General features: G+C 61.1%; 21 protein-coding genes. 13 read left to right on the top strand and 8 right to left on the bottom strand.

The features are described 5' to 3' along the window. The first annotated feature begins 55 nt into the window (after positions 1 to 55). Complete coding sequence (locus tag QDX22_RS02625) at positions 56 to 2,128, top strand: acyl-CoA dehydrogenase family protein (RefSeq protein WP_279675093.1); 2,073 nt, start codon at positions 56 to 58, stop codon at positions 2,126 to 2,128. 126 nt (positions 2,129 to 2,254) lie between these two features. On the opposite strand, the gene glgA is transcribed toward QDX22_RS02625, so the two are convergent. Beyond that, positions 2,255 to 3,454 (bottom strand): glycogen synthase, encoded by a 1,200-nt coding sequence (gene glgA, locus QDX22_RS02620; protein WP_279717973.1) that lies wholly within the window; start codon positions 3,452 to 3,454, stop codon positions 2,255 to 2,257. 149 nt (positions 3,455 to 3,603) lie between these two features. Here glgA and glgC point away from each other — a divergent pair, with 149 nt between their 5' ends. From glgC to QDX22_RS02605, 3 genes are all read left to right on the top strand, one after another. Beyond that, a complete protein-coding gene (glgC, locus tag QDX22_RS02615) occupies positions 3,604 to 4,863 on the top strand; it encodes a glucose-1-phosphate adenylyltransferase (protein WP_279717972.1) in 1,260 nt (419 codons plus the stop codon). A 43-nt stretch (positions 4,864 to 4,906) separates the two neighbouring features. Continuing rightward, a complete protein-coding gene (gene pepN / locus QDX22_RS02610; RefSeq protein ID WP_279717971.1) occupies positions 4,907 to 7,681 on the top strand; it encodes an aminopeptidase N in 2,775 nt (924 codons plus the stop codon). A gap of 65 nt (positions 7,682 to 7,746) precedes the next feature. After that, a complete protein-coding gene (locus QDX22_RS02605; protein WP_279717970.1) occupies positions 7,747 to 9,378 on the top strand; it encodes a Na+/H+ antiporter NhaC family protein in 1,632 nt (543 codons plus the stop codon). On the opposite strand, the gene lplAB is transcribed toward QDX22_RS02605, so the two are convergent. Next, the gene (lplAB, locus tag QDX22_RS02600) at positions 9,375 to 10,493 is read right to left on the bottom strand and encodes a lipoate-protein ligase LplAB (RefSeq protein WP_425248469.1); all 1,119 of its coding nucleotides are present in this window, start codon (positions 10,491 to 10,493) and stop codon (positions 9,375 to 9,377) included. The genes QDX22_RS02605 and lplAB overlap by 4 nt on opposite strands. A gap of 38 nt (positions 10,494 to 10,531) precedes the next feature. On the opposite strand from lplAB, the gene QDX22_RS02595 reads away from it, so the two are divergent. The 5 genes from QDX22_RS02595 to QDX22_RS02575 all read left to right on the top strand — a co-directional run bounded on the left by QDX22_RS02595 (position 10,532) and on the right by QDX22_RS02575 (position 16,531). Continuing rightward, positions 10,532 to 11,101 carry a hypothetical protein gene (locus QDX22_RS02595; RefSeq protein WP_279717969.1) on the top strand — a complete coding sequence of 190 codons (570 nt, stop codon included), beginning with the start codon at positions 10,532 to 10,534 and terminating at the stop codon, positions 11,099 to 11,101. A 129-nt stretch (positions 11,102 to 11,230) separates the two neighbouring features. After that, a complete protein-coding gene (locus QDX22_RS02590; protein WP_279717968.1) occupies positions 11,231 to 12,919 on the top strand; it encodes an ABC transporter substrate-binding protein in 1,689 nt (562 codons plus the stop codon). Positions 12,920 to 12,982: 63 nt separating this feature from the next. Next, positions 12,983 to 14,020: an ABC transporter permease gene (locus tag QDX22_RS02585; protein WP_244924661.1), complete on the top strand. Its 1,038-nt coding sequence runs from the start codon at positions 12,983 to 12,985 to the stop codon at positions 14,018 to 14,020. Further along, complete coding sequence (locus tag QDX22_RS02580) at positions 14,017 to 14,832, top strand: ABC transporter permease (protein ID WP_110100580.1); 816 nt, start codon at positions 14,017 to 14,019, stop codon at positions 14,830 to 14,832. Before QDX22_RS02585 ends, QDX22_RS02580 begins: the two co-directional genes overlap by 4 nt. A 1-nt stretch (position 14,833) precedes the next feature. Further along, the gene (locus QDX22_RS02575) at positions 14,834 to 16,531 is read left to right on the top strand and encodes a dipeptide ABC transporter ATP-binding protein (RefSeq protein WP_279717967.1); all 1,698 of its coding nucleotides are present in this window, start codon (positions 14,834 to 14,836) and stop codon (positions 16,529 to 16,531) included. A gap of 71 nt (positions 16,532 to 16,602) precedes the next feature. Here QDX22_RS02575 and QDX22_RS02570 read toward each other — a convergent pair whose 3' ends face one another. The 4 genes from QDX22_RS02570 to QDX22_RS02555 all read right to left on the bottom strand — a co-directional run bounded on the left by QDX22_RS02570 (position 16,603) and on the right by QDX22_RS02555 (position 19,814). Beyond that, positions 16,603 to 16,860, bottom strand: a complete 258-nt coding sequence (locus QDX22_RS02570; RefSeq protein ID WP_110100582.1) for a type B 50S ribosomal protein L31 — start codon at positions 16,858 to 16,860, stop codon at positions 16,603 to 16,605. A gap of 188 nt (positions 16,861 to 17,048) precedes the next feature. Further along, positions 17,049 to 17,894: a TrmH family RNA methyltransferase gene (locus QDX22_RS02565; RefSeq protein ID WP_279717966.1), complete on the bottom strand. Its 846-nt coding sequence runs from the start codon at positions 17,892 to 17,894 to the stop codon at positions 17,049 to 17,051. Positions 17,895 to 17,947: 53 nt separating this feature from the next. Next, complete coding sequence (locus QDX22_RS02560) at positions 17,948 to 18,778, bottom strand: sulfite exporter TauE/SafE family protein (RefSeq protein WP_208392102.1); 831 nt, start codon at positions 18,776 to 18,778, stop codon at positions 17,948 to 17,950. 178 nt (positions 18,779 to 18,956) lie between these two features. Continuing rightward, on the bottom strand, positions 18,957 to 19,814 hold the full coding sequence (locus QDX22_RS02555) for an ABC transporter ATP-binding protein (protein ID WP_110100585.1): 858 nt from the start codon (positions 19,812 to 19,814) through the stop codon (positions 18,957 to 18,959). A gap of 49 nt (positions 19,815 to 19,863) precedes the next feature. Between QDX22_RS02555 and serB the strand changes: the two genes are divergently transcribed. After that, a complete protein-coding gene (serB, locus tag QDX22_RS02550) occupies positions 19,864 to 20,895 on the top strand; it encodes a phosphoserine phosphatase SerB (RefSeq protein WP_279717965.1) in 1,032 nt (343 codons plus the stop codon). A gap of 21 nt (positions 20,896 to 20,916) precedes the next feature. Here the strand turns inward: serB and QDX22_RS02545 are convergent, their stop codons facing one another. Together QDX22_RS02545 and fabG are read right to left on the bottom strand one after the other, a co-directional pair. Further along, positions 20,917 to 21,702 carry an SDR family oxidoreductase gene (locus QDX22_RS02545; protein WP_110110131.1) on the bottom strand — a complete coding sequence of 262 codons (786 nt, stop codon included), beginning with the start codon at positions 21,700 to 21,702 and terminating at the stop codon, positions 20,917 to 20,919. A gap of 66 nt (positions 21,703 to 21,768) precedes the next feature. Further along, positions 21,769 to 22,509, bottom strand: a complete 741-nt coding sequence (gene fabG, locus QDX22_RS02540; RefSeq protein WP_110110130.1) for a 3-oxoacyl-ACP reductase FabG — start codon at positions 22,507 to 22,509, stop codon at positions 21,769 to 21,771. 193 nt (positions 22,510 to 22,702) lie between these two features. Here fabG and QDX22_RS02535 point away from each other — a divergent pair, with 193 nt between their 5' ends. From QDX22_RS02535 to QDX22_RS02525, 3 genes are read left to right on the top strand one after another with little or no spacing between them, the layout of a single operon-like run. Beyond that, positions 22,703 to 23,230, top strand: coding sequence for a DUF3099 domain-containing protein (locus QDX22_RS02535; protein ID WP_279673878.1), 528 nt, complete (start codon positions 22,703 to 22,705; stop codon positions 23,228 to 23,230). After that, complete coding sequence (locus QDX22_RS02530; RefSeq protein WP_279673877.1) at positions 23,227 to 23,487, top strand: hypothetical protein; 261 nt, start codon at positions 23,227 to 23,229, stop codon at positions 23,485 to 23,487. Before QDX22_RS02535 ends, QDX22_RS02530 begins: the two co-directional genes overlap by 4 nt. Positions 23,488 to 23,498: 11 nt before the next feature. Continuing rightward, positions 23,499 to 24,395: an SURF1 family cytochrome oxidase biogenesis protein gene (locus tag QDX22_RS02525; protein ID WP_279673876.1), complete on the top strand. Its 897-nt coding sequence runs from the start codon at positions 23,499 to 23,501 to the stop codon at positions 24,393 to 24,395. Positions 24,396 to 24,544: the final 149 nt, after the last annotated feature.

The following is a 24,544-nucleotide window of genomic DNA, read 5'->3' as shown; positions in this document are numbered from 1 at the left end:
CAGATAGCACACGATCTGAAAAATCCCAACACCAATAACGAGGAGATAGATCACCATGGGCATTACCCCGTTCCCCGCAGATGACGAGAAACTCACCATCGATCCCGACGAGCTCCAGAAAGCAACGTTGGGGCGTTGGTCCGACGCACACCTGTGGATGCGCAAAGAGGCTGAATCGGCTGACCTACACCACCCCATTGATCTCACGCTGGCCGAGCACCGGGCGCGCAACCTGGAGCAACTCAAGTTGCTCACTGAGAGGAATCTAATCTCGAAGGCCTTCCCGAAGCGCTTCGGTGGCGAAGACGATCACGGTGGCAACGTGGCTGGGTTCTCCGAACTCGTCCACGCACACCCCTCGCTGCAGATTAAAGCCGGTGTGCAGTGGGGACTGTTCGGAGCCGCCATCCTGCACCTGGGCACCGAAAAACACCACGAAAAGTGGCTTGAAGACGTGATCAGCCTAGAGCTTCCCGGCATTTATGCGATGACCGAAATCGGCCACGGTTCCGATGTGGACAAGGTGGCGACCACCGCAACCTATATTCCCGAAGACGGCGAATTCGAAATCCACACCCCGTTTAAGGCCGCTTGGAAGGACTATCTGGGTAACGCCGCGCTGCACGGTAAGGCCGCGGTGGTCTTCGCTCAGCTGATCACCAAAGGCGTCAACCACGGCGTGCATGCCTTCTTCGTGCCGGTTCGCGATGAGCAGGGCAACTTCCTGCCCGGCGTCGGCGGTGAAGATGACGGTTATAAGGGCGGTCTTAACGGTGTCGATAACGGCCGGTTGCACTTTGACCATGTGCGCATTCCGCGCTTCAACCTGCTCAACCGGTACGGCGACGTGGAAGAGGATGGCACCTACACATCTGATATTGATTCCCCGGGCCGTCGTTTCTTCACGATGCTCTCCACCCTGGTACAGGGCCGTGTCTCGTTGTCGGTATCCAGCTCGCTGGCCTCTGCGGTGGGCCTGACCGGTGCGATCACTTACGCCAACCAGCGCCGTCAGTTCAATGCCTCCTCGGATATCGACGAAGAATTCATCCTGGACTACCAGCTGCACCAGCGCCGTTTGCTGGACCGACTGGCTCGCACCTACGCCGATATGTTCGTCTCTAATGACCTGCTGGAGAAGTTCAATGAGGTCTTTTCAGCAGAAGACGATTCCGATCAGAATCGTCAGGAACTGGAAACCTTCGCGGCCGCTATCAAGCCCACGACCACCTGGAATGCCTTGGATACCTTGCAAGAATGTCGCGAAGCCTGTGGTGGTGCCGGGTTCTTGGCTAAGAACCGATTCACACAGTTGCGCGCCGACCTCGACATCTACACCACCTTCGAAGGCGACAATAACGTGCTGTTGCAACTGGTCGGACGCCGTTTGCTGACCGACTACTCCAAAGAATTCGCCGGTCAGTCAGCCGGAACCGTGGGTCGCTACCTGGTCGAGCAGGCCAATGAAGCCGTCTACCAGCGCTCGGGCCTGCGCCGTGTCGCGCAGCAGGTGGTGGATCTGGGCTCAGATATTCGTGCTGGTGAATGGCTGAAGAACGAAGAAGTTCAGCATGAGCTGCTGGCTGACCGGGTGCGGACTCGGATCGCTTCGGTCGCCAGTGCCTTGCGCTCGGTCGCTAAGAAGTCTCAAGCTGAACAGGCCGCGGTCTACAACCAAAACCAGTACGAGGTCATCCAGGCCGCCAAGTGCCACGCCGAGTTGCTCCGGTGGGAATCCTTCACCAAGGTGGTTCATAACACCAAGGACGACGATACCCGCACGATCTTGACCTGGTTGCGCAATCTGTTCACCTTCAGCGCCATCGAAAACGATCTCGGGTGGTTCATCGAAAACGGTCGGATCTCCCAGCACCGCTCCCGCGTGCTACGTGAGTACAACAACCGTTTGGTGGCCCGCCTGCGTCCTTACGCTCAACAACTGGTGGATGCCTTCGGATTCTCCCAGGAGAATTTGCGTATGGACATCACCAGTGGCGTAGAGCAACAACGCCAGGACGAGGCCGCAGAATACTACCGTGCTCAGCGTGCTTCTGGCGATGCACCGATTCATGAAAAGGTGCTCCGCCGTCGCGCCAAGCAGGCTGCGAAACAACAAAAGAACGGATAGCTCGTCATTCGCCCTTTGAGACAATAGCCCCCGCAGCAGTGACCGAAACGGTCCTGGTCGGGGGCTATTGTCGTCGCGAAAGCCGGGCGGATCCCAACTCCGTCAGCCGGTCTTCGCGCCAGCCAGTTAGCCGTTGAGCACCTGGCGGTAGAGCTCAACGGTCTGATCCGCGATGGCCTCCCAGGAGAAGTGCTCAATAGCACGCTGACGACCGGCCTCCCCCATGCTCTGAGCCCGTTGCGGGTCATCCAGCACCTGTTGTAGCGCGGTAGCAAAGTCAGAGGAAAAGGCATTGGGATCCACCGGTTCCCCAGTTTGATCCCCACGATCTTGATAATGGACCAGCAACCCGGTGGTGCCGTCGTCGACAACCTCGGGAATACCGCCGACCGCTGAGGCCACCACAGCGGTCTGACAGCCCATGGCTTCCAAATTGACAATCCCCAGTGGCTCGTAGATCGACGGGCAGGCGAAAACCGTGGCGGCCGAGAGCAGTTCTTGCAGGGCATCACGCGGAGTCATGCCGCGCAGGATGTGCACGCCCTGCCGTTCTTTCTGCAAAGTCGCGAGCAGATCATCCACCTCGTGTTGCAATTCCGGGGTATCGGCAGCCCCCAGGGCCAAGACAACTTGGACCTCAGGTGTCAGTTCACGGATCGCACGCAAGAGGTGCGGCACACCCTTTTGACGGGTGACGCGTCCAACGAAGACCACGGTGGGAGCCTCCGGATCAATGCCCAGCCGCTGGTGGACCTTGCGGGTGGTGCGAGGTTGCCAGACCTGCGTGTCAATGCCGTTATGAATGACGTGCACCTTCCCCGGATTGATCTGCGGATAGGCGGTCAGGATGTCATTCTTCATCCCGTGGGACACAGCAATCACGGCAGCCGCCGAGGCATACGCGGTGGCCTCAGCCCACGATGACAGCTGATATCCCCCACCCAATTGTTCGGCTTTCCACGGTCGCAGTGGCTCCAGCGAATGGGCGGACAGAATGTGGGGCACCCCGTGGAGGAGCCCTCCGAGGTGACCGGCCATATTGGCATACCAGGTATGGGTGTGGATCAAATCGGTGCCGGCCAGATCATCGAGGATGGTCAGATCGGTCCCCAACGTTTGAACCGCACCGTTGGTTGCGGACAATTCGGCAGGGGTGGGATACGAGGAGACTGTGGCCCCGTGATAGTTCGGATCGCGATCCGTACCGAAGGCGTGAACCATCAGCTCAACACGTTGGGCCAGCACTTTAGTGAGCTCGGCAACATGAACACCGGCTCCGCCATAGATTTCGGGTGGGAATTCCTTGGTCACGATATCGATGCGCACACTCTAACCCTAAACGGAAATTCGCCGAATTGATACGGGGGTCCGGCCCAGAACTATGGCGTTAAACCCTCGTGGCTGGGTAGTCTCGAATCACAGGCTCGGTTGATGTCAACCCTGCTCTGGTGGTACGTCGTTGGAGGGATGAACTCGTGAAAAAGAAGGTTTTGGCCATTGTGCTAGCCGGTGGAGAAGGAAAACGTCTGATGCCTCTCACCGCCGATCGAGCCAAACCTGCGGTTCCCTTTGGAGGCCAGTACCGCCTGATTGACTTCGCCCTGTCAAATATTGTCAACTCGGGTTACCTCCAGGTTGTGGTACTGACCCAGTACAAATCTCATTCTCTGGACCGTCACATTTCTGAGACATGGCGACTGTCCACGCAGTTGAGCAACTATATCGCCTCGGTGCCAGCCCAACAACGTCGCGGTAAACAGTGGTTTCTCGGCTCGGCTAACGCGATCTATCAGTCCATGAACCTCATCTCGGACGCCATGCCTGACATTGTGGTGGTCATCGGTGCTGACCACGTGTACCGGATGGACTTCGAACAGATGGTGCAGGCACATATCGAATCCGGTGCTGAAGCCACCGTGGCAGCCGTTCGTCAGCCGGTGGAAATGGCGTCCTCCTTTGGTGTTATCGAGACCGATGACCAGGATCCGACCCGGATCGCTCGTTTTGTGGAGAAACCGGCCACCACCGACGGTCTTCCCGATGACCCGAATCATTTCCTGGCATCGATGGGTAACTACGTGTTCACCAAAGACGCCCTGGTGGATGCTCTAAACCGTGATGCCAAGCTTGCCGATACCAAACACGATATGGGTGGAGATATTATCCCCCGCTTCGTCGAAGCCGGCACCGCCGGCGTGTATGACTTCACCCGCAATGAAGTCCCCGGTGCCGGCACGGACTATCACTACTGGCGCGACGTGGGTACCCTTGACTCCTACTACGAAGCCCACATGGACTTGGTCAAGCCCTGGCCGGACTTTGACCTCTATAACGAACACTGGCCGATCTTCACACACCAGTCTGTCTCTCCCCCGGCGAAGCTGGTCCGTTCGGCCTCAAAACGTCCCGGTACCGCAGTGGATTCCATTGTCTCCCAGGGGGTTATCATCTCTGGCGGGACCGTCTCCCGCTCAGTGCTCAGCCACAACGTTCGGGTCATGCACGATGCCTGGGTGGAGAGCTCCGTGATCCTCGACGGAGTACAGATCGGTGAGGGCGCGCAAATCAAAGACGCGATTATCGACAAAAACGTCGTGGTCCCCGAGGGTGTCTCGATTGGGTTGGACCCTGAAGAAGACCGCCGGCGGGGGTTCACCGTGATTGACTCCGGGCTGACCGTGCTGCCGAAGAACCAGATCATTCTGCCATCGGGACACGCCGCGACGTTCGACTAACCCGGACCAGATTCCTGCAGGACCGCTTGGGCAGTCGTCTAGCATGGAGAACATGGTCGACATCAACAGCGTTGCTCAGCCCCAGATCATTCACGGAATCCCCGATACCACCCGATTGTCCCGAGCCGAAGCCCAGCAACGGGCTGAGATGTTGCGAGTGATCAGCTATGATGTCGACGTCGATGTCACCGACGCCGAAAATCTTGACCAACCCGACTACCCGGTCCACACCCAGATCCACCTCGAGGTCACCAGTGACCAACCGTCGGTGACCACCTTCCTGGATTACCTGGGCGCCAGCGTGACACAGGTCCTGGTCGACGGCGTCGCCGTACCCGGGGAGATGCTTGGTCACAACCGGATCGTCCTCACCGAGCTGGCCCCGGGCGAACACCAGGTCAGCATTTCCTCGCGATCGCGATACTCCCGCTCAGGAGAAGGGCTTCACCGGTTCCAAGACCCTCAGACCAACCAGGTGTACCTCTACACCCAATACGAGCCCGCCGATGCTCGTCGCGTATTCCCCACCTTCGAACAGCCTGACCTGAAGGCGCGCTTCACCTTCCACCTCTCCGGGCCTGAGCAGTGGGTGCTGGCTTCCAACCAGCCCGAGACTGAGCGCACGACGCTGGACCAGCCGGGCATGGTTCGGGTGAGCTTTGCCGCCACGGCGCCGATCTCGACCTACATCACAACCCTCCTGGCTGGTCCCTATCGTGTGTTCACCGACCGGTGGCAAGGCCACGCCGAGACCGACACAGCACCGATCGAACTGCGGATCTTCGCCCGTGAGTCTCTGGCCGATGCTGTTGATGCCGAGGAACTCTTCGATCTCACCCGACGCGGGTTGGACTTTTTCCACCACCACTTCGGTTTCAGCTACCCCTGGGACAAATACGATCAAGCCTTCGTCCCCGAATACAACCTGGGCGCCATGGAGAACCCGGGGCTGGTGACCTTCACCGAGGACTATATTTTCACCTCTGCCAGCACCACCGCACAACACCAAGCCCGGGCCAACACGCTGATGCACGAAATGTCACATATGTGGTTCGGTGACTTGGTGACCATGAAATGGTGGGATGACCTTTGGCTCAAAGAATCCTTTGCTGACTTCATGGGAGCCTTAGCCGTGGCTGAGGCCACCGAATTCCCGGGCTCCTGGACCACCTTCGCTCACGGACGCAAGGGTTGGGCCTACCTCCAGGACCGCTACAGCACCACCCACCCGATCGTGGCCGATATTGCCGATCTGGAGGCAGCCCGACAAAACTTTGATGGCATTACCTATGCCAAAGGTGCCGCGGTGATCAAACAGCTGGTCGCCTTCATCGGCCAAGACAACTTCATGGCCGCCTGTCGGGACTACTTTGACCGTTTCGCCTACAGCAACGCGACCCTGAAGGACTTCATGGAGGTCCTGGGTCGCGTTGCCGGGACCGACACCACCGCCTGGGCACAGGCGTGGTTGCATACCAGCGGATTCTCAACCCTGAGATTGCACCCCGACGAGCATCTCAGTAGTGTCACGTTGACCCAACATGGTACCGACCCGGTCACCGGCAACGATCAGCTTCGCCCGCACACCCTCGAGGTCGGTATCTACCAATCCAATCCGGAACGCGCCACCGGGGGCACCACCTGGTTAACCCGGGCCCTGTCGGAACCGGTCTTTTTTGACACGACCGAGACCACTGTGTCTCTGCAAGGTCACGAGTCCCAGGTCAGCGCCCCGCACACACCCCGGTTGCTGCTCGCCAATGACCGTGATCTGACCTACGCCCGCCTTCAGCTCGATCCGGCCTCGGTCTCGGCCGCACTGACCTACCCCATAGCAGATGACCTCGCCAGTGGCGTCACCTGGGCGTCGCTGTGGACCATGGTCCGCCACGCCGAACTTCCAGCCGAAGACTTTGTGGCCGGGGTAGCCCGGATTAGCCCCCAGATCAACGATGTGGGCGTCCATGCCCGGATGCTGAACCAGGCGATTACCGCCCTGGAACGGTTTGCACCGACCGGGCAGCGTGTGCAGCTCCGACGCCGTCTTGCCGAATCTCTGACCGGTGGACTCGAAACTCTCGGTGATGGCTCCGATCGTCAGCTCAATGCGGCCCGGGCCCTGGCCCGGCTCGCCCATCACCTCCCTGAGCTCGGTGGCGACCTGGTGGTCCTGCTCGGCAGTAGCGACCCGGTCCACACCTCTGGGCTCGCCCCCGGGCTGCGGGTGGATGATGAGCTACGTTGGCAGTTCTTAATCGCGCTCGCCAGTCACGGTGCTGTCGACCAGCAGCGACTAGACCGTGAACTGGACCAACACGTCTCGGCCGCCAACCGAATCCACTATCTCACCGCCCGCGCTGCCCTGCCCGAGGTCGAACAGCAACATCGCTTCGTCGATCAGGTACTCACCGGTACCGATGATCACGGCACGGCCCTGTCTAACCACGAGCTGACCGCCATCGCCCACGGGGTGAGTATCAGCGGACAGGCTGTCCTCGACAACACCTGGGACCGTCTGCGCGATCACCTTGAGTCCATCTGGTCTGACCGGTCCAACGGCTTGGCCTCCCGGACCATCACCGGACTGTACCCCGGTCACCAGGACTTCACCGGCTCCTTTCAACAAGCAACTCAGCCGGATCAGGACAACACCAGTCAGCTCGTGGACTCCCAGTGGCTCCTGGCACAAAGCACCAGCTGGTTGACGGAGCACCGCAATGCCCCGGCCGCATTGCGTCGGGTCATCACCGAACTGGCCGAAGATCTGCGTTGTGAGCTATACGCCCAGGCCAAACGGTGGCATAATAACCGGCAATAGTTTTCTCGCGGTCCCACGCGTGCGGGCCGTGGAGGTCCGCTCACGCGCCGAAAGACTCATCACTCATGGTTGAACAACTTCCTTGGCTTACTATCCTTCCACCCGTGCTGACCATCGTGTTGGCCATCCTTACCCGTCGGGTGGTGACCTCGCTGGCATCCGGTCTCGTGCTCGCCGCCCTGCTGGTCGCCAACTTTCATCCGGTTGAGTTTCTGGTGGCGGTCTGGGAAGCTTTTGCGGCCCAGTTCTGGGCCGACGGGGAGTTCGACACCTATAACCTCTTTATTGTGATCTTCCTGTGGCAGCTGGGAGTGATGACCACCCTGATGATGATGGCCGGGGGAAATCGAGCCTTTTCCCATTGGGTCAGCACGAAGATCAGCTCCCGCCGTGGCGCCCAAGGCCTCAGTTTGGGTATGGCCTTCTTGTTGTTTATCGACGACTATTTCTCCGCGTTGGCCGTCGGCCAGGTTGCTCGGCCGGTGACCGATAAGTTCGGGGTCTCCCGCGCAAAACTCTCCTATATCGTCGATTCCACCGCAGCCCCGATGACCGTGTTGGTCCCCTTCTCCTCCTGGGGCGCTAGCATCATCGGGCTACTCTCCCCCGTCATTGCCGCCTCCACGCTGGGATTCAACGACGTGGTGCTCTTCCTCGGGGCCGCGGTGTCCAACTACTACGCCATCGCCGCAGTCATTCTGGTGATCGCCGTCGTCGCGCTACAACTAGACCTTGGCAGTATGCGGGTTGAAGAGCGCCGGGCAATCACCGAAGGTAAACCCTACCGGGACGGAGAACTGATCCCCGGCGAATTGGATGAAGACCTTCCCAGTGCGAAAACGGCCGGAGTATCCACCCTGGTGGTCCCCCTGGTGGTGTTGACCCTGAGCGTGATCGGCCTGATGTATGTTACCGGCTGGCTGGAATCCGGTGCGCTGAACCCCATCGATGCGCTCGGTGAAACGATGCTTACCGAATCGCTGGTACTCGGCGGCTTGTTGGGTATGATCGTCGCGTTGTTCTACTACATCCGCAACACCGGCACCGACACATCTTTCTCCCATTCTGCCCGCGCGCTGGGTCGTGGCGTGTTCGCCGGGCTGAAATCCATGACCCCGGCGATCGGTATCCTCATGCTCGCCTGGATGCTCGGCGCCCTGATTGAAGTGCTCGGCACCGGTGAATTCCTCGCCGAGCTGATCAGCGACTCCACCCTGGGGGTCGAGTGGTTGCCACTGATGCTGTTCCTGGTGGCTGGATTTATGGCCTTCTCCACCGGCACTTCGTGGGGTTCCTTCGGCCTGTTGATCCCGATCGCTGGAACCATCGTGGTCTCGTTGGGTGCCGATGACCATTTGATGGTCACTCTGGGCGCGGTACTGGCCGGGGCGGTGCTAGGAGACCACATCTCCCCGATCTCAGACACCACGATCCTGTCCTCGACCGGGTCCCAGGCCAACATCATCACCCACGTGCGCACCCAGCTACCCTACGCAGCCGTGGCCGCCGGGGCCGGGCTGGTCGGCTATCTGGTCGCCGGGCTGACCCCGGGGCCCTGGTGGGGTCTGGGGGCCACCGTCGTGGCGCTGTTCATCGAGTTGTGGATCCTTAGCCGGATCCTGACCGATTTGGAAAAGGAAGAAACGCTCAACGGCCGGGTCCACATCGGCGGTTCCCCGCACACCAGCTGGCCCTAAGGCACCCGGTGGGTCCAGGACTCGGTGGAGAACTTCTCGGCCGCCAACGCCTCAGCACGGGTGATCTCCTCATCGGTGAGGTCCCGCACCTCGGCCTGGTAGTGCTCGGCAAAGGTGTTGATCAGCACGTCCCAGATCTGTTGCCGGCTGAGACCGGTTTGGCGCCGGAGCGGATCCACGCGCTTCTTGGCCGAACGAACACCCTTATCAGAGATCTTCTCTCGGCCGATGCGCAACACCTGGGTCATCTTCTCGGCATCAATGTCGTAACTCATCGTCACGTGGTGCAACATTGACCCAGCAGCCAATCGCTTTTGCGCTGCCCCACCGATCTTGCCCTCTGGAGTGGCAATGTCATTCAGTGGCTGGTAGAACGCCTTTACCCCGGTGGAGGCCAATGCGTCCATGACCCAAGAATCCAGGAACGGGTACGAGTCGGTAAAGCTCATCCCATCGACGAGCGAGGTCGGTAAGTACAGCGAGTAGGTTAGGCAGTTATCGTCTTCCATGAACATCGCCCCACCACCGGAGACGCGACGCACCACGGTGATCCCGTGCTCGTCGACGGCCTGGGGGTCGACCTCATTGGAGTAGGACTGGAAGGAGCCGATCACCACCGAGGGTTGATCTTCGGGCCACTGCCACAACCGCATCGCCGGGCGGGTGCGTCCGGCGGCCACATCCTCGGTGAGCAACTGGTCCAGGGCCACTTGGGTCTGGATCGGAATCACCTGTGGGCGGATGACCTCCCACTGGTGATCCTCCCACCGGGTGGCATAACCGGTGGCACGACGCACCGCGGTGGCGATCGCATTGGCATCAAAACCGAACATCACCGTGCCTTCGGCCACCGCGTGATTGACCGCACTGGCCAGCTCGGCATGCGAGGCATCCACCGGCAAGCCCAACAGGGCCCGGTTGATCTCGGCTAGGGCCTCATCGGGTTCCAAGAAGAAATCCCCGTTGAGGTTCATGGTGGTGATGACACCGTCGGCCACCTGCAGATCGGCGACGACGAGTTTTCCCCCGGGGACCTTAAACTCCCCGTGAAAATCTTGGGTGGCACCGTGGACGGCGGAACGGGACTGCTGGACTTTGTCATGATTTTCGCTCACATCTCTAGCCTACGCTGTTGACCGGTAACCTCGAAGGCATGGCCGAAGATTCCTCCCAGATGACCACCGGTCCCCATCCGCCGCGTCCCGGTCTGGTGGGACTGACCTGGGTGGCACTTATCATGGTGGTGGCATGGGTCGGGCTCTCTCGTGTGCTGATCGGCACCGCCGGAGCGTTGAGTGTGATCTACGCACTCACGCTGGTGCCCGTGCTGGCTATCCTCGGAATACTCACGCTGACGGTTCCGCATCTGCGAGGCACCCGCGTTCCCAGCCGAAGTCTGGGCTGGCTGGGGATCTCACTGGGTTGCGGTCTGGTGCTTGGTTTCTTCCTGCCCGACGCCCCGGGAAGCACGTCCTCTGTGGTCGGCGTAATGTTTGGAGAAGCCATGGCAGGAGCCGCCTCAGCAATCTCCAACCCCATGGCCGTAATCATGGTCTTTTGCGCGGTGATGGCCTGCGTTATGGCCTTCCTAGACTCCCGCCCTGCGGGCCCGCGCCGGACCACCGATGAGGACGGCTACCAGGGCACGGGATTCTTCCCCCTCTTAGAGACAGACAACTCAGACAAATCCGGCCACGATCCCCGTCCAGACTCGGATGCATGAGTGCCCTGTGTGACCGCTGTGACGTCGCTTCTGACGTGACACCGGGACATACGATACGTTGGAGTTCGGTATTAAGTTCGTGCCAACATTAGGTTTACTCTCATCACAGATCTTGGAGCACACCCCCTCATGTCCCATCGTTCACATCGTTCCCGTTCACGACGCGCCCTGCTCAGCGCTCTGCCACTCAGCGCGCTGATCCTGGCCGGTTGCTCCGGTGATAACTCCGGGCCGGCCGCCGATGAAGACCGCGAACCGGTTGTCGGTGGCACGCTGACCTATGCGACCGGTGATGCCGAACCCGACTGCCTGGACCCGCATAATGGGGGCAATTATCCGCAGTCCCTGGTCTCCTCCCAGTTCTTGGAGACGCTGTTCACCCGCGATGAGAACGACGAGATCATTCCGTGGTTGGCCGAGTCCGCCGAGCTGTCCGATGATGGGCTGACCTATACGATCACCGTGCGCGAAGGCATCCAGTTCTCGGATGGCACCCCGCTGACCTCGGAGGCTATCAAGGCCAATGTCGAGCACCTGCAGGATCCCGAAACCAAGTCCTCGACCGGGTACCTGGGGGTCGAACAGGTCGAGTCTGTGGACGTCGTTGATGATCGGACCGCCGAGCTACACATGTCCCGCCCCGATAACTCCTTGCTGGAATCCCTGGCCATGCAGTGGACCGCGATCCACTCTCCGGAGTCCCTGGACCGGACCGAAAATGAGATCTGTGAACAACCGATCGGAACCGGGCCCTTCGTCGTCGAATCCTGGGATCGGCAACAGCAGATCATCTTGCAACGCAACGACGACTACGTGCTCCCCAACCGCGATGAGGGCCGGGACGCCCGAGCCGAAGACAACGACGGCCAAGCCTACCTGGATGAGATCATCTGGCGGTTCATCCCCGAAGCATCCACCCGCTATGCCGCCCTGGAATCCGGCGAGGTCGATGTGATCGACAATCCCCAGCCCGATAACGTCCGGCAAGCCATCGATACCGGCACCTTCGGCCATCTCGACGCACCCCGTCCGGGATCATCGAACCGCCTCGAGCTGAACTCCGCCAAGGCGCCCTTTGATGATCCCGCCGTGCGCGAGGCGTTCATCAAATCCCTGGATATCAACTCCTCGATCGATGGGCTGTTCTTCGACACGGTTGACCGCAGCTACTCGCTGTTGAGCTCGGTGGAACCGTTGGGCATCTCCGCCGAAGAGCTGTTTAGCCCGGATGTCGATCGGGCCAATCAGTTGCTCGACGAGGCTGGATGGGACACCAAGGATGACGACGGGATTCGCACCAAAGATGGCGAACGCCTGGAATTAACTTTCCCGGTCTCCACCAACCAGTCCGTGCCGGCCGAGCAGTCGCTGTTTGAACAGATTCAGGCCACCGCCGCGGAGGTGGGCTTCGATGTCCAGATCGAATTGCTTGACCTGTCCAGTTGGTACGCTGCGCTGGGTGAGCACAACTACAATCTGGTTTCGGCCCCCTACACCAAGGTAGGTCCGTCGGTGTTGCGGATTCTCTACCACTCCGAGGGCACGATCCCGGCACCGTCGGGATATTTCGCCAATAACGCCCAGGTCACTGATGACGAGATTGACCAGCTGTTGATGGATGCCGAACAGACCACCGATGAGCAAGAGCGGGCCGATCTGTACGAGCAGGCTCAGCGGCGCATCCTGGAGGATTACTACGTGTTGCCGTTGTACAACCAACAGAACCAGTTCCTCTATCGGGCCGACGTCGGCGGTATGGGTGATACCAACGCGGTCGCGAACCCGCTGTACTACAGCGTCTTTGTTGATGCGCAGTAAAACAATCGGCCACCGGTCAGCGCGTGACGAGGCCGGGGTGGCTTGATGAGGAGGCCCTCCGCTGTGCTCAAACCCCTCGGAACCTGGTTGGTGCGCCAACTGGTCCGCGCCGTGGTGGTGCTCTGGCTGGTAGTGACCGCGATCTTTATCGGGGTGCGGGCGATCCCCGGAGATCCGGCTGAAGCCATTATGGGCGGGCCCGGCTCCCAGGCCTCGGCCGAAGCACTCGATATGGCCCGTGCCGAATATGGTCTCGACCGCCCACTGGTCGAACAGTACCTGATTTTTCTGGGCAATCTGCTCCGCGGTGATCTTGGGGTGTCCTATTCCTATCAGGACCCGGTGACCGAGATCATCGGCGACGTCTTCCCGCAGACACTGTTGTTGGCCGTGGTCTCGTTGCTCACCGCGTGGCTCCTGGCATTGGTCTTGTCGCTGATCTCGGTCGGTCGTGGCCGGGCCAGCCGGTGGATGACGAGTCTGTTAGAAATCATCGCAGCCGCGGTGCCACACTTCTGGCTCGGCGCGGTATTGATCACCGTGTTCTCCACCAACCTGGGTCTGCTCCCCTCGATCGATAACGGTCGGGCCTCTGGTCTTATCCTGCCGGCGCTAACCCTGGCGATTCCGATGTCTGGGTTCATGGCCCAGCTGATGCGCGACTCGCTCACTCAGGCGATGTCCAGCCCCTTCGTGTTGGCTGCCCGCGCCCGTGGGGCGAGCACCGTGCAGGTGTTTTTCGCCCACGGACTGCGCCACTCGATCTTGCCGGTGCTCAATATGTCGGGTTGGTCGTTCTCGTCGTTGCTGTCCGGGGCGGTGGTGGTTGAAGAGGTCTTTGCCCGGCCCGGTATCGGACGGGCCCTGCTACAAGGGGTACTCAGTCGCGATATCCCGCTAGTGACCGGCATCGCTGTGCTGTGCGCGGTCTGCTACATCGTCGTCATGGCCCTGGCCGAAGCTACCGAGCAGCTCATCAATCCCGCCGGCGCGGATCAGCATCCCGACCAGGACAGCCCCGACGGTCCACTCCCCGCCACCGTAGCCGAGGAGACCATCGCACCTAGCGTGGTGCCGGAACCGGGGGTGAGACGTTCGTGAGTCGCACCGGTCACATCTTCTCTGCGATCTTCATCGGCGTGCTCGCCGTCGCTGCCGTGTTCCCCGGAGTGCTGGCCCCCGGCAACCCGCTGGCCGTCGATCCAGCGGCAGCGTTCAGCTCGCCCTCGGTCGATCACCCGCTGGGCACCGATGAATCCGGCCGCGATATCTACACTCGCATCATTCACGGCACCGCCGACTCGCTGCAGATCGGATTATTGGCCACCGCACTCGGCATGAGCGTCGCCCTGGTCCTGGGCTCACTGGCGGCCTTAGGACCGCGGTGGATCGACCAGGCCATCCTGGCCGTGTTGGAAACACTCTACGCGGTTCCCGCCCTGTTGCTGGCTCTGATCATTATCGCCTTCACCGGACCCGGACCCGAACCGGCGATTATCGCTGTGGGCTGCTCAACGGCCCCGGGCTACGCCCGCCTGATCCGTTCCCAGATCCGGATCCTGCGCGGTAGCGAGATGATGGAGGCAGCCACGGTACTGGGCCGGGGACCGGTGCGCAAAACCGTCAACCACCTGATCCCCAATGCGCTGCGGACCTTGATGGTGCTGGTCACCCTCGGGATCGGTCAAGCGGTGGTATGGGCCTCAGCTTTGAGCTTCTTAGGGCTGGGCACCCCGCCTCCGGCCCCGGAATGGGGAGCGATGCTGGCCAGTGGCCGCACCTACCTAAACCTGGCCTGGTGGATGACCGTCTTCCCCGGGCTAGCCATCGTGGTTGTTGCCGCCGGAGCCACCCTGATTGGTCGCGGGATCGGTGCCGGATCGGCCCATTCGTCCGGAAAGGTCACCCTCTAGCATGCAACACCGCCTCCCCTGCTCCAACCGCCCAGAACCTGTCGATCGCCCCGCACCCAGCGACCCGCTGATCACCGTCGAAAACCTCACCGTCAGCTTTTCGGCCACCCCGGCGGTGCAAGGCATCAGCTTCAGCGTGCACGCTGGGGAATGTTTGGCCCTGGTGGGTGAATCCGGCTCCGGCAAATCTGTGACCGCCCGTAGCCTGATGGGCTTATCGGGTGGCACGGTCCACGCCGACACCCTGGAGATCTTCGGTACTGACGCCCGGGCCTATGGCGAACGGGACTGGCGGGCTCTGCGCGGTAACCAGATCGCGATGATCCTCCAAGATGCCCTGTCCGCCTTGGACCCGTTACGTCCCATCGGTCGGGAGATCGACGACGTCTTACGCCGGCACGGCTGGCTGGATCGCACGACGCGTCGCGACCGGGTGCTCCAGGCCCTGGAAGCGGTCAAAATGCCGGATCCGGACCGACGTGCTCGACAATACTCCCACCAACTCTCCGGCGGGATGCGCCAACGAGTGTTGATCGCCCAAGCCCTGATTGGAAACCCCGAGGTGGTCATCGCCGATGAAGCCACCACCGCCCTCGATGCGCCGCTGACCGCGGTGGTGCTCGACCAGCTGGCTACCATGCGGGACCAGGGCCGCGCGGTACTGATGATCAGCCACGATCTGGCCCAAGTTGTCCGGGTAGCCGATCGGATCGCGGTGATGCGCCACGGCGAAATTGTCGAAACCGGTACCACTGAGACCATGCTCACCGCCTGCGAACACGACTACACCAAAACCCTGCTCAAGGCGATGCCCCGCGGGGTTCCCCGACACCAGCCGCTGTCGCCGACCACGGTCGAACCCTCACGCCCCAAACAACCAGCCGACCGCCCAGAGCTCTCCTCAGCGACAACCACCCAGCAGCAGTCCTGCCCGGTGCTGGTCGTGGACGGGCTGAGCAAGTCCTTCGGCTCTCTGACCGCCGTGGACGGGGTCAGTTTCAGCCTCAACCGAGGCACCACCCTAGGGATTGTTGGCGAATCAGGGTCCGGCAAAACCACGACCGCCCGGCTCATCCTCGGGTTGGAAGAACCCGATGCCGGCACCGTCAGGCTCGGCCAGACGCAGTTTACCCCCGCCACCGAATCGGATCGACGCGCCCACCGGGAACGGCTCGGTGCGATCTATCAAAACCCACTGGCCAGTTTCGATCCGCGCTACAGTGTCGAAAATATCCTCGTTGATGCGCTCAGCCGTGGCCGTCACCGACGCGGGGCACGCTATCGTGACCAGGTCACCGACCTACTCAACCGCGTCAGGCTCGCCCCCTCATTGGCCTCCCGCAACCCGGCCCAACTCTCCGGGGGGCAACGTCAGCGACTGGCTATTGCCCGGGCCCTGGCCACTAGCCCCGAGGTGCTCGTGCTTGACGAACCGGTGTCCGCCCTCGACGTTTCGATCCAAGCCACCATCCTGGACCTGCTAGATGAGATTCAACGCGCGCGTGGGACCAGCATGGTGCTGATCTCCCACGATCTGGGAGTGATCGAGCACATGAGCGACCAGGTGGCGGTGATGTATCGGGGCCGGTGCGTGGAACAAGGGGCCACCAGCGATATCTTCGCCGCGCCGCGCGACCCCTACACACAACAGTTGCTCACCGCGGTGCCCGAGCTACAGATCGACCGCTCCCGGCTGTAAACAAAAGCTCCCACCCGGTCGTCGAAACTGACCGAATGGGAGCTATCTGAGCGTCGAGTTGATCAACAAGCTTACTTCTTACCGCCGAAGCCTTTGAAGCGGGCGTTGAAGCGCTCCACACGACCAGCGCTGTCCATAATGCGCTGTTTACCAGTGTAGAACGGGTGAGAGACTGAGGAGATCTCGACGTCGATGACCGGGTACTCGTTGCCGTCTTCCCACTCCATGGTGCGCTCGGAGGTGACGGTGGACCGGGTCAGCACTTTTTCGCCGGAGGCCAGATCGTTGAAGATTACCAAGTGGTAATCGGGGTGAATATCAGTTTTCATCAGGATTCCTTCGCTGGGTGTCCCTGGATTTTGCCAGGGACACGAAAGATCGATCAATCATCGTGCAATAGCCCATCAGGGCCAGCTATTCATCATACACCGTTGGTACCGTGCACGGCCAATGGCCCTGGCGACACCGACATCACGCCGGGTCTGTCAGTGCTGGGGCTGGGGCCGTGCCAGGCCGATCAGAGCGATGGGGCGCGCAATTGCCACATGGCGATCGAGGCCGCGTGGGCGACGTTGAGCGAGTCGACCCCGGTGTGCTCGATGGCCCCGGTGTGCTGCGGGATCTGCACGTGGGCATCCACGGTTTCCAGGGTCGGTTGGGTGATTCCGGGGCCTTCAGCGCCGAGGACCAAAGCCAGCCGATCGAGATGTTGCCACATCGGATCACCGATATCCTGGGCCTGATCGGTCAATTCTAACGCGATCGTGGTGAACCCCTGGGCCTGCAGTCGCTGGATCGCCGAGACCGTATGGGTTACCCGAGCAAAGGGCAACGTGAAGGTCGCGCCCATCGACACCCGCAATGCGCGCCGATAGTACGGATCGGCTGCGGTGGGAGTCAGAATGACCGCGTCCCAGCCCAATGCCGCGCCGGTGCGAAAAATTGAGCCCACATTGGTATGATTATTGACCCCTTCGGCCACGATCACCCGCCGGGTGCCTTTCCCGGTGACCGCCTCCAACGTCCTCGGTGCGGGTCGTTCCATCGCCGCCAGCGCCCCGCGATGCAGATGGAATCCGGTCAGTGCCGCAAGCAGGTCGTCATCGGCGGTGAATACCGGCACCTCGGGGTACGCCGCCAACACATCGGCAAAGGAGTCCAGGTACCGGTGGGCCAGCAGAAAGGAGCGCGGGGTGTGCCCGGCCATCAACGCCCGGCGCACCACGGTCGATGATTCGGCCAGATAGATCCCATAGCGGGCATCGGTACGGGTGCGTAGCGTGGCGTCTTTCAGGTTAAAGTATACCGCCAGCGTGTCCGCAGGATGCTGAAGATCCTGTGGAGTTACCTCATAGCGGGTCATGGTCGACACCTTCGGGTGTTGTTGACTGGGTTGTCGGTGTGAAAAATATTGGGCTACGCTCCGGTCCCAAAGGGATCGAAGACCAGGTTGATCAGACCGGCCACGGCTACGATCACGATCACGATCCGTAGCACCAACGGCGAGATCCGGCGACCAATTTGGGCTCCGACAGAACCACCGATCAGGGATGAGACCGCGATCAGTAGCACCGCGGTCCAGTTGATCCGGTCGAAGGCGAAGATGATGTATCCGAGCGCTGCCACCACATTAACGACCGTGGACAGCCAGGTTTTGACCGCATTAGCGTGCACCAGCAAACCATTGAGGAACACCCCCAACACACCGATCAGCAACACGCCTTGGGCAGCGACAAAATACCCGCCGTAAACACCGATCAAAAACACCAGCACCCACAGCAACGGTGACACCGGACCGGTGGGCACCGGCACGATGGACTCGGATTCGGCCGGCGGTGCATCGTCTTGCTGCTGTCGGGCCTTGCGCGCTTTCACCCAGGCGGACATTTTCGGTTGCAGGATGACAAAAATGATCGCGAACACGATCAGGATTGGTGCCACGAAGCTGAACACGGCCTCGGGGAGCACCATGAGCAAACCGGATCCGATCAGTCCACCAAGCAATGAGGCGGTGGTCAGCACTGGGACGACGGCTTTAGCCTGGTACAGCTCGCGACGGTAGCCCCACGTGCCGGAGAATCCGGCGGCGACCAGGCCGATGGCATTGGACATCTGGGCTGTTACCGGCGGGAAGCCCACCGAGACCAAGACCGGGAACGTTACCAGCGTGCCCGAGCCCACCACCGAGTTAATAGTTCCGGCCCAAAAGCCGGCCAAGAGCACCAGCAGAACCTGCCATAGTTCCAATCCGAGTATTTCCACCCAAGGTAGTGTACCGTCCGGTGGGCCAGAAGTAACGTCGATCGCACTGCCGTGGCTCGATCCGGCTCAGGTGAGGGTTTGCGTCCCCCTGCACGGGAACCCATCCGAGGAATGGGCCGGACGTGCTCTGGGGGTGTTGCGGTCGCGCGTTTGCGAACCGGTCCTAGCCGCGGGCGAAGGCGGTGAATCGTCCCTCGGCGGTACGCGAGACGTGCAACGGCAACCGGAAAGCCTCCGAGAGTGTTTCTTCGGTCAGTGCCGTTTCGATCGGTCCGGCCGAAACCACCCGGCCGTTGCGGAGCACCAAGGCGTGGGTGAAGCCTTGGGGGATGTCCTCCACGTGATGGGTGACCAGCACCGGGGTGGGGGCCAAGGGGTCCTCAGCCAGCTGGGCTAAGGAGCGCACCAGCGTTTCACGCCCGGCCAGGTCCAGTCCGGCCGCCGGTTCATCCAAGAGCAGTAATTCTGGGTCCGTCATCATCGCCCGGGCGATCAGCACGCGCTTGAGTTCACCCTCGGACAGAGTTCCAATGCGCCGATCGCCGTCGTGAGCGATGCCCCACCGACGCAACAACCAGCGGGCCCGATCCAGGTCAAGCTGATCATATTCTTCAGTCCACCGGCCGGTAACACCCCACGACGCGGTGACTACGGTATCCAAGATCTTCTCCGTGGCCGGAATCTGGCGGGCCACCTGCACTGAGCTCACACCCACCAGCGGGCGCAACTCGAAGACATTCACCGCGCCTAAGGTCTCCCCCAGAATCGCGACATTACCGCGAGTCGGGTGCATCCGGGTGGCAGCGAGGTTGATCAGCGTGGACTTACCGGCCCCGTTGGGGCCCATCACGATCCAGCGTTGCCCTTCTGTCACGGAGAAGCTCACCGCATCCAGGATGGTTTGCTGGCCACGCACGACCGTCGCGTCGGCAAATTCCAGCACCGCGTCGGGTTGGGGATCAAATTCGTGGGGTGATGGCAGGGACGTGGCGGGCGTGTCAACTGTATCGGAAGAGGCCATGTCTCCAGACTAGGCTAAAGCACGGTTGTACGTCTTGAAAGGAATCGGCATGGCAACGAATCAGTCCTGGAAAAGCTCCCCCGCGTTGCAATCCTGCGAGCAGAACGTCGGCGAGCTCGCCGGGCGTGAACTGGCCGGGGTGTCGGATATCCCTGCCGGATCCCGCATCGTGCTCTACCGCTCAGATTCCGCCCCCGAAACTGCTGATGGTCCACGGCCCGTTGCGTGTCAGCATCCCAGAGCCCGCCACGTTGAGCCAGTAGCCGGTCCCGGGTGGGCCGGTTATCGTTTCGTGGTTGCAGATCAAGGGCAGGATCACCAGACTGAGGACCATGACGAGAAAGGTACTGCCTCATTAGAGTCCGCTCTGAGCGGGGATCGTGCCGAAGGGTTCCATGTTGCTGTGCTACCGGCTGATTTGGTACAACGCCTCAACACCGCACCCGTTGTGTTGGTTTTTGATGTGGACTCCACGCTGATCCAGCAAGAAGTCATTGAACTCTTAGCCGCCCACGCGGGCCGGGAAGCCGAAGTGGCCGAGGTGACTGAGCGTGCCATGCGTGGCGAAATCGACTTCAGCCAGTCCCTGCACCACCGAGTCGCGGCGCTGGCCGGACTGCCTCGCCAGGTCATTGCCGAGGTGGCCCAGCTGGCTACGCCGACCACCGGCGCGACAAACCTGATCAACGCGGCCCACGCCCACGGCGGAACTGCCTGCGCGGTCTCGGGTGGCTTCACCCAGGTGCTGCAGATCCTCCGCCACCGGCTGGGATTAGACGAGTTCAGGGCGAATACCCTGGAGATTGTCGACGACCGTTTGACCGGTGCCGTGGTGGGCGAGGTTGTTGACGCTACCGTGAAAGGACAGCAACTTACCCGCTGGCGCGAGACCCTCGGAACCACCGACCAGCCTACTGCTGCGGTGGTCGTCGCCATCGGTGACGGTGCCAATGACATGCAGATGGTGCAACGTGCCGACTATGGCATTGCCTTCAACGCCAAACCAGCACTGCGCCCGCACGCGGATCTAGAACTCGATATTGCGTCCCTGGATCCGGTCCGGGCGCTACTGGGTTACTGATCCGCCCCCAGCGCGGTCTGATCAGTTCTCTGCGTGGTCTGGATCGCCGGCCACGGCCAAGAAGTCCTCGGCTCCCCCGACATATTCAGTGTGACCGGTCTGAAGATCGGTGCGACCTACCAATCCGGCAATTTCTTCGGCAAATTCCGCCACAGTATAGAGCTTTCCGGCAGCTTGGCGACGTGCCTCGATCGCTCCGGGACGCATGCGGTTGAGCAAGGTGGCGGTAATGGTGCCTTCGATCATGTCGGCGGTGGCGACCACCAGCCGGATGCCCTTGGCAGTCAATGCCGGGATCTGCGCGCGCAGGGCCACTTCTCCGGCGCGCTTGGACCGGGCAACCTGCTCGTACTCCGGCAAGGTATCAACCTGATCGATGAAGTGCGCCTGGTGGCTGGTCACAAACACGACCTCGGACTGTTCTGGCATCACCTCAGCGGCTTCGGTCAACAGCGCCACCTGGGCGTCACGGTTCAATCGCATGGCGTAATCTTCACCCAGATCGGATTCCATGCCCCCGGAGGCATTCAGGATCAGGATCGACAGCTCTCCGAAATTCTCCGTGGCTGCCTGAATCATGGCGGCCCGGCCTTGAGCCTCAGTGATATCTGCGCCAACAGCCACCGCCTTGCCACCGGCTTCCTCGATGGCGGAGACGACCTTCTTGGCCCGCGGTGCTTTCTGGCGGTAGTTCACCACCACCCCGGCGCCACGCTCGGCTAAAAACTTCGCGGTATCGGCTCCGACCCCGCGAGACGACCCGGTGACGATCGCCCCGCGACCGGTGAGATCTGGTAATTCGGTCATGATGCTCTTTCTCCTCGTATCCATTCTCTCTGACGATATCTCACGATCAGAGCTGATCAGTTTGGGTCAGTGTCCCATCCCCAAACCACCGTCGACCGGAATGATGGCCCCGGAAATATAGCTGGCCTCATCGGAAGCCAACCAACGCACCACACCGGCCACTTCGGAGGGCTCGGCGAAACGCGCCGCCGGAATCTGGGTCTTGTACTTCTTCTTCAAGTCCTCGTCCAGCGACTCGGTCATCTCCGTATTGATGTATCCCGGTGCCACCACATTGGCGGTCACGTTTCGGGATCCCAGTTCCCGGGTCAACGACCGGGCCATCCCGATCAGTCCCGATTTCGAGGCCGCGTAGTTGATCTGCCCCGGCGAGCCCAACATGCCCACCACCGACGAGATCAGCACCACGCGACCTTTTTTGGCCCGGATGAAGCCTTTAGCAGCGCGCTTGAGCACCCGGAAAGCACCGGTCAGATTGGTATCGACCACGTTGGAGAAGCTGTCCTCGTCCATCCGGAGCAACAACTGGTCGTCGTTGATCCCGGCATTGGCCACCAGCACCTCGACCGGCCCGAATTTTTCTTCCACCTCGGTAAAGGCCGCATCGACTGAGGCCATATCGGTGACATCGGCTGTCACGCACTCTAGCCCCTCGGGACCGGTACCGGAGCGGGAGGTAATCACCACGCGATCTCCGGCATCCCGGAAGGCTTCGGCAATGGCCAGGCCGATCCCCCGGTTACCACCGGTAACCAGGACGGTGCGGGCGGTTATGGACTGCGGGCTCTGATCAGACTGCTCGGACATCTCTGCTCCTTGTTGCGAGGGGACGGACGATTTCACGACGGTACGGGATTGGGCGTTCACCGGGGAAGAAACACCCGGATTGATCAGTGTCCACTCTACGGGCGAAAGTGGGACAATGGAGGATGACTTGCAGGATAACGAGACAAAACGGGACAACCAACCGCGCTATGGCACCCACCCAGAAGGCAAGCCGATGACTGAACACCACCGAGGCCGCTCCTCGCGGCCGGCCTCCGGTCGTGGCGGGCACGACAACGAGGTGTACGAGATCACCTCGGCCGACACCTCGTTAACCGAAGATCAGTCCGGCCGTATCCGGCGTTACACCATCCAGATGACGATCCGTACCGTATGTTTCATCGGTGCGGTGCTCGCCGACGGCTGGTTGCGTTGGGTGCTCTTCATTGCCGCGATGGTCTTGCCTTACTTCGCCGTCGTGTTGGCCAACAACACTCGACAGATCGGATCCACGACCGTCGAAGATCAACAGGCACTCCCGCAACCCGAGCCCAGTCCCGGCTCTTCCTCCTCATCGTCGGCGCAGCGTTCAGCGCTTTACGGGCAGCTCATGCCCTCTGAGGAACCGGATGCGTCTGAGGAAACGGATGCGTCGCCGGGGGCACCGCAGAACCAACACGCCGATCCTCTCGCGGATGACCCCGGCCGCAACCGGGCCGACCGCGCTGACCGCGTCGACCGCGCTGACCAGGGCACGTCATGACCGATCATGGACACGACGTGCTGGGCCAACTGTTTGCAGCCAGCTCGGCAGGGACCGATGCTGGGCAGACCGAGGTCGAACAGAAATGTTCCCGTCGCGGATGCCAAGAAACCGCCCGATGGAAGATAGTCTGGAATAACCCCAAAATTCACGCCCGCGAGCGGGAAAAGACCTGGCTGGCCTGCGATGCCCATCGCCAGTACCTGGAACAATTCCTCGCCGCGCGCACTTTCTGGAAATTCACCCGACCCCTCTGACAGAGACGTCCATGGTTTCACACACCACCGACCCGAAACCGAAGCTGGACTTCCGGTTTCTCTTATCCGGCCCCTGGATCGCCGGATTCATATTCTGCATCCTCTTCGCGGTGGTCTGTTACTTCCTTGGCGACTGGCAGATGGATCGTCGCATGCACAAGCTCGATGAGATCAACAAAATCGTGGCCAATTACGATCAAGACCCGGTCCCCTACGCCGAAAATTCCTCAATGTTTACCGAGTTCGACGAGCAGGACAAATGGACCCCGGTCAGTATAGAGGGCGAGTACCTGACCGACGACACCTTGCTGGCCCGCAACCGGCCCCGAGCTGGAAGCCCCGGTTATGAGGTGCTGGTACCCTTTCGCACCGTTGAAGGCGATACGATCCTGATCGACCGTGGTTGGTTGCCCACCGGTGCTGGCGCTGATGGTCCTGACACCGTCCCCGACCCGCCGGGAGGCACCGTCCAGCTTATTGCCCGTGTGGTCAACGGCGAGCCCACCCTGCAACGTCAGGCCCCCGCCGGCCAAGTCGCCTCGATTGATCTACCGGCGATCAATAATCTCGTCGACGACGATATCGCCGAGGCAGCCTATGGGCTGATGGCCAGCGAAACCCCCGATGCCGAATCCACGCCCCAACAACTGCCCCCGCCCGAGCGGGATGAAGGACCGCACCTATCCTATTCGATGCAGTGGTTCACTTTTGGGTTGATGAGCTTCGTCGTCTGGGGTTATATGGCCCGTCTGAAGGCCATTCAACGTCGCGAAGACGAGATGTCCGGAGAAACCGAAGAACAAGGTTTCCTCTCCGCCCAGCGAATCGAGCGCGCCAAGCCGGTCAAGCGTCGCCGTGATGGTTCCAAGACCGATGAGGAAATTGAAGACGAGATGATGGGATACTGACCGCACGTTGCACTGTGCGCGATCGTCCCCACCTGCTCAATCTTCCCAACCTAGTACTGCTTTCGCATCGGCCGGCGGTAGCCTCCACATGTGGCGGTTTTGCGGCCAGGACTCCACAATCATCATCCCCATCAGCCGTCCATGATGGT

Source organism: Auritidibacter ignavus (assembly GCF_029853775.1).
Taxonomy (GTDB): domain Bacteria; phylum Actinomycetota; class Actinomycetes; order Actinomycetales; family Micrococcaceae; genus Auritidibacter; species Auritidibacter ignavus.
Note: the sequence above shows the minus strand (reverse complement) of the source record. Positions and strands in the feature narration are given on the sequence as shown.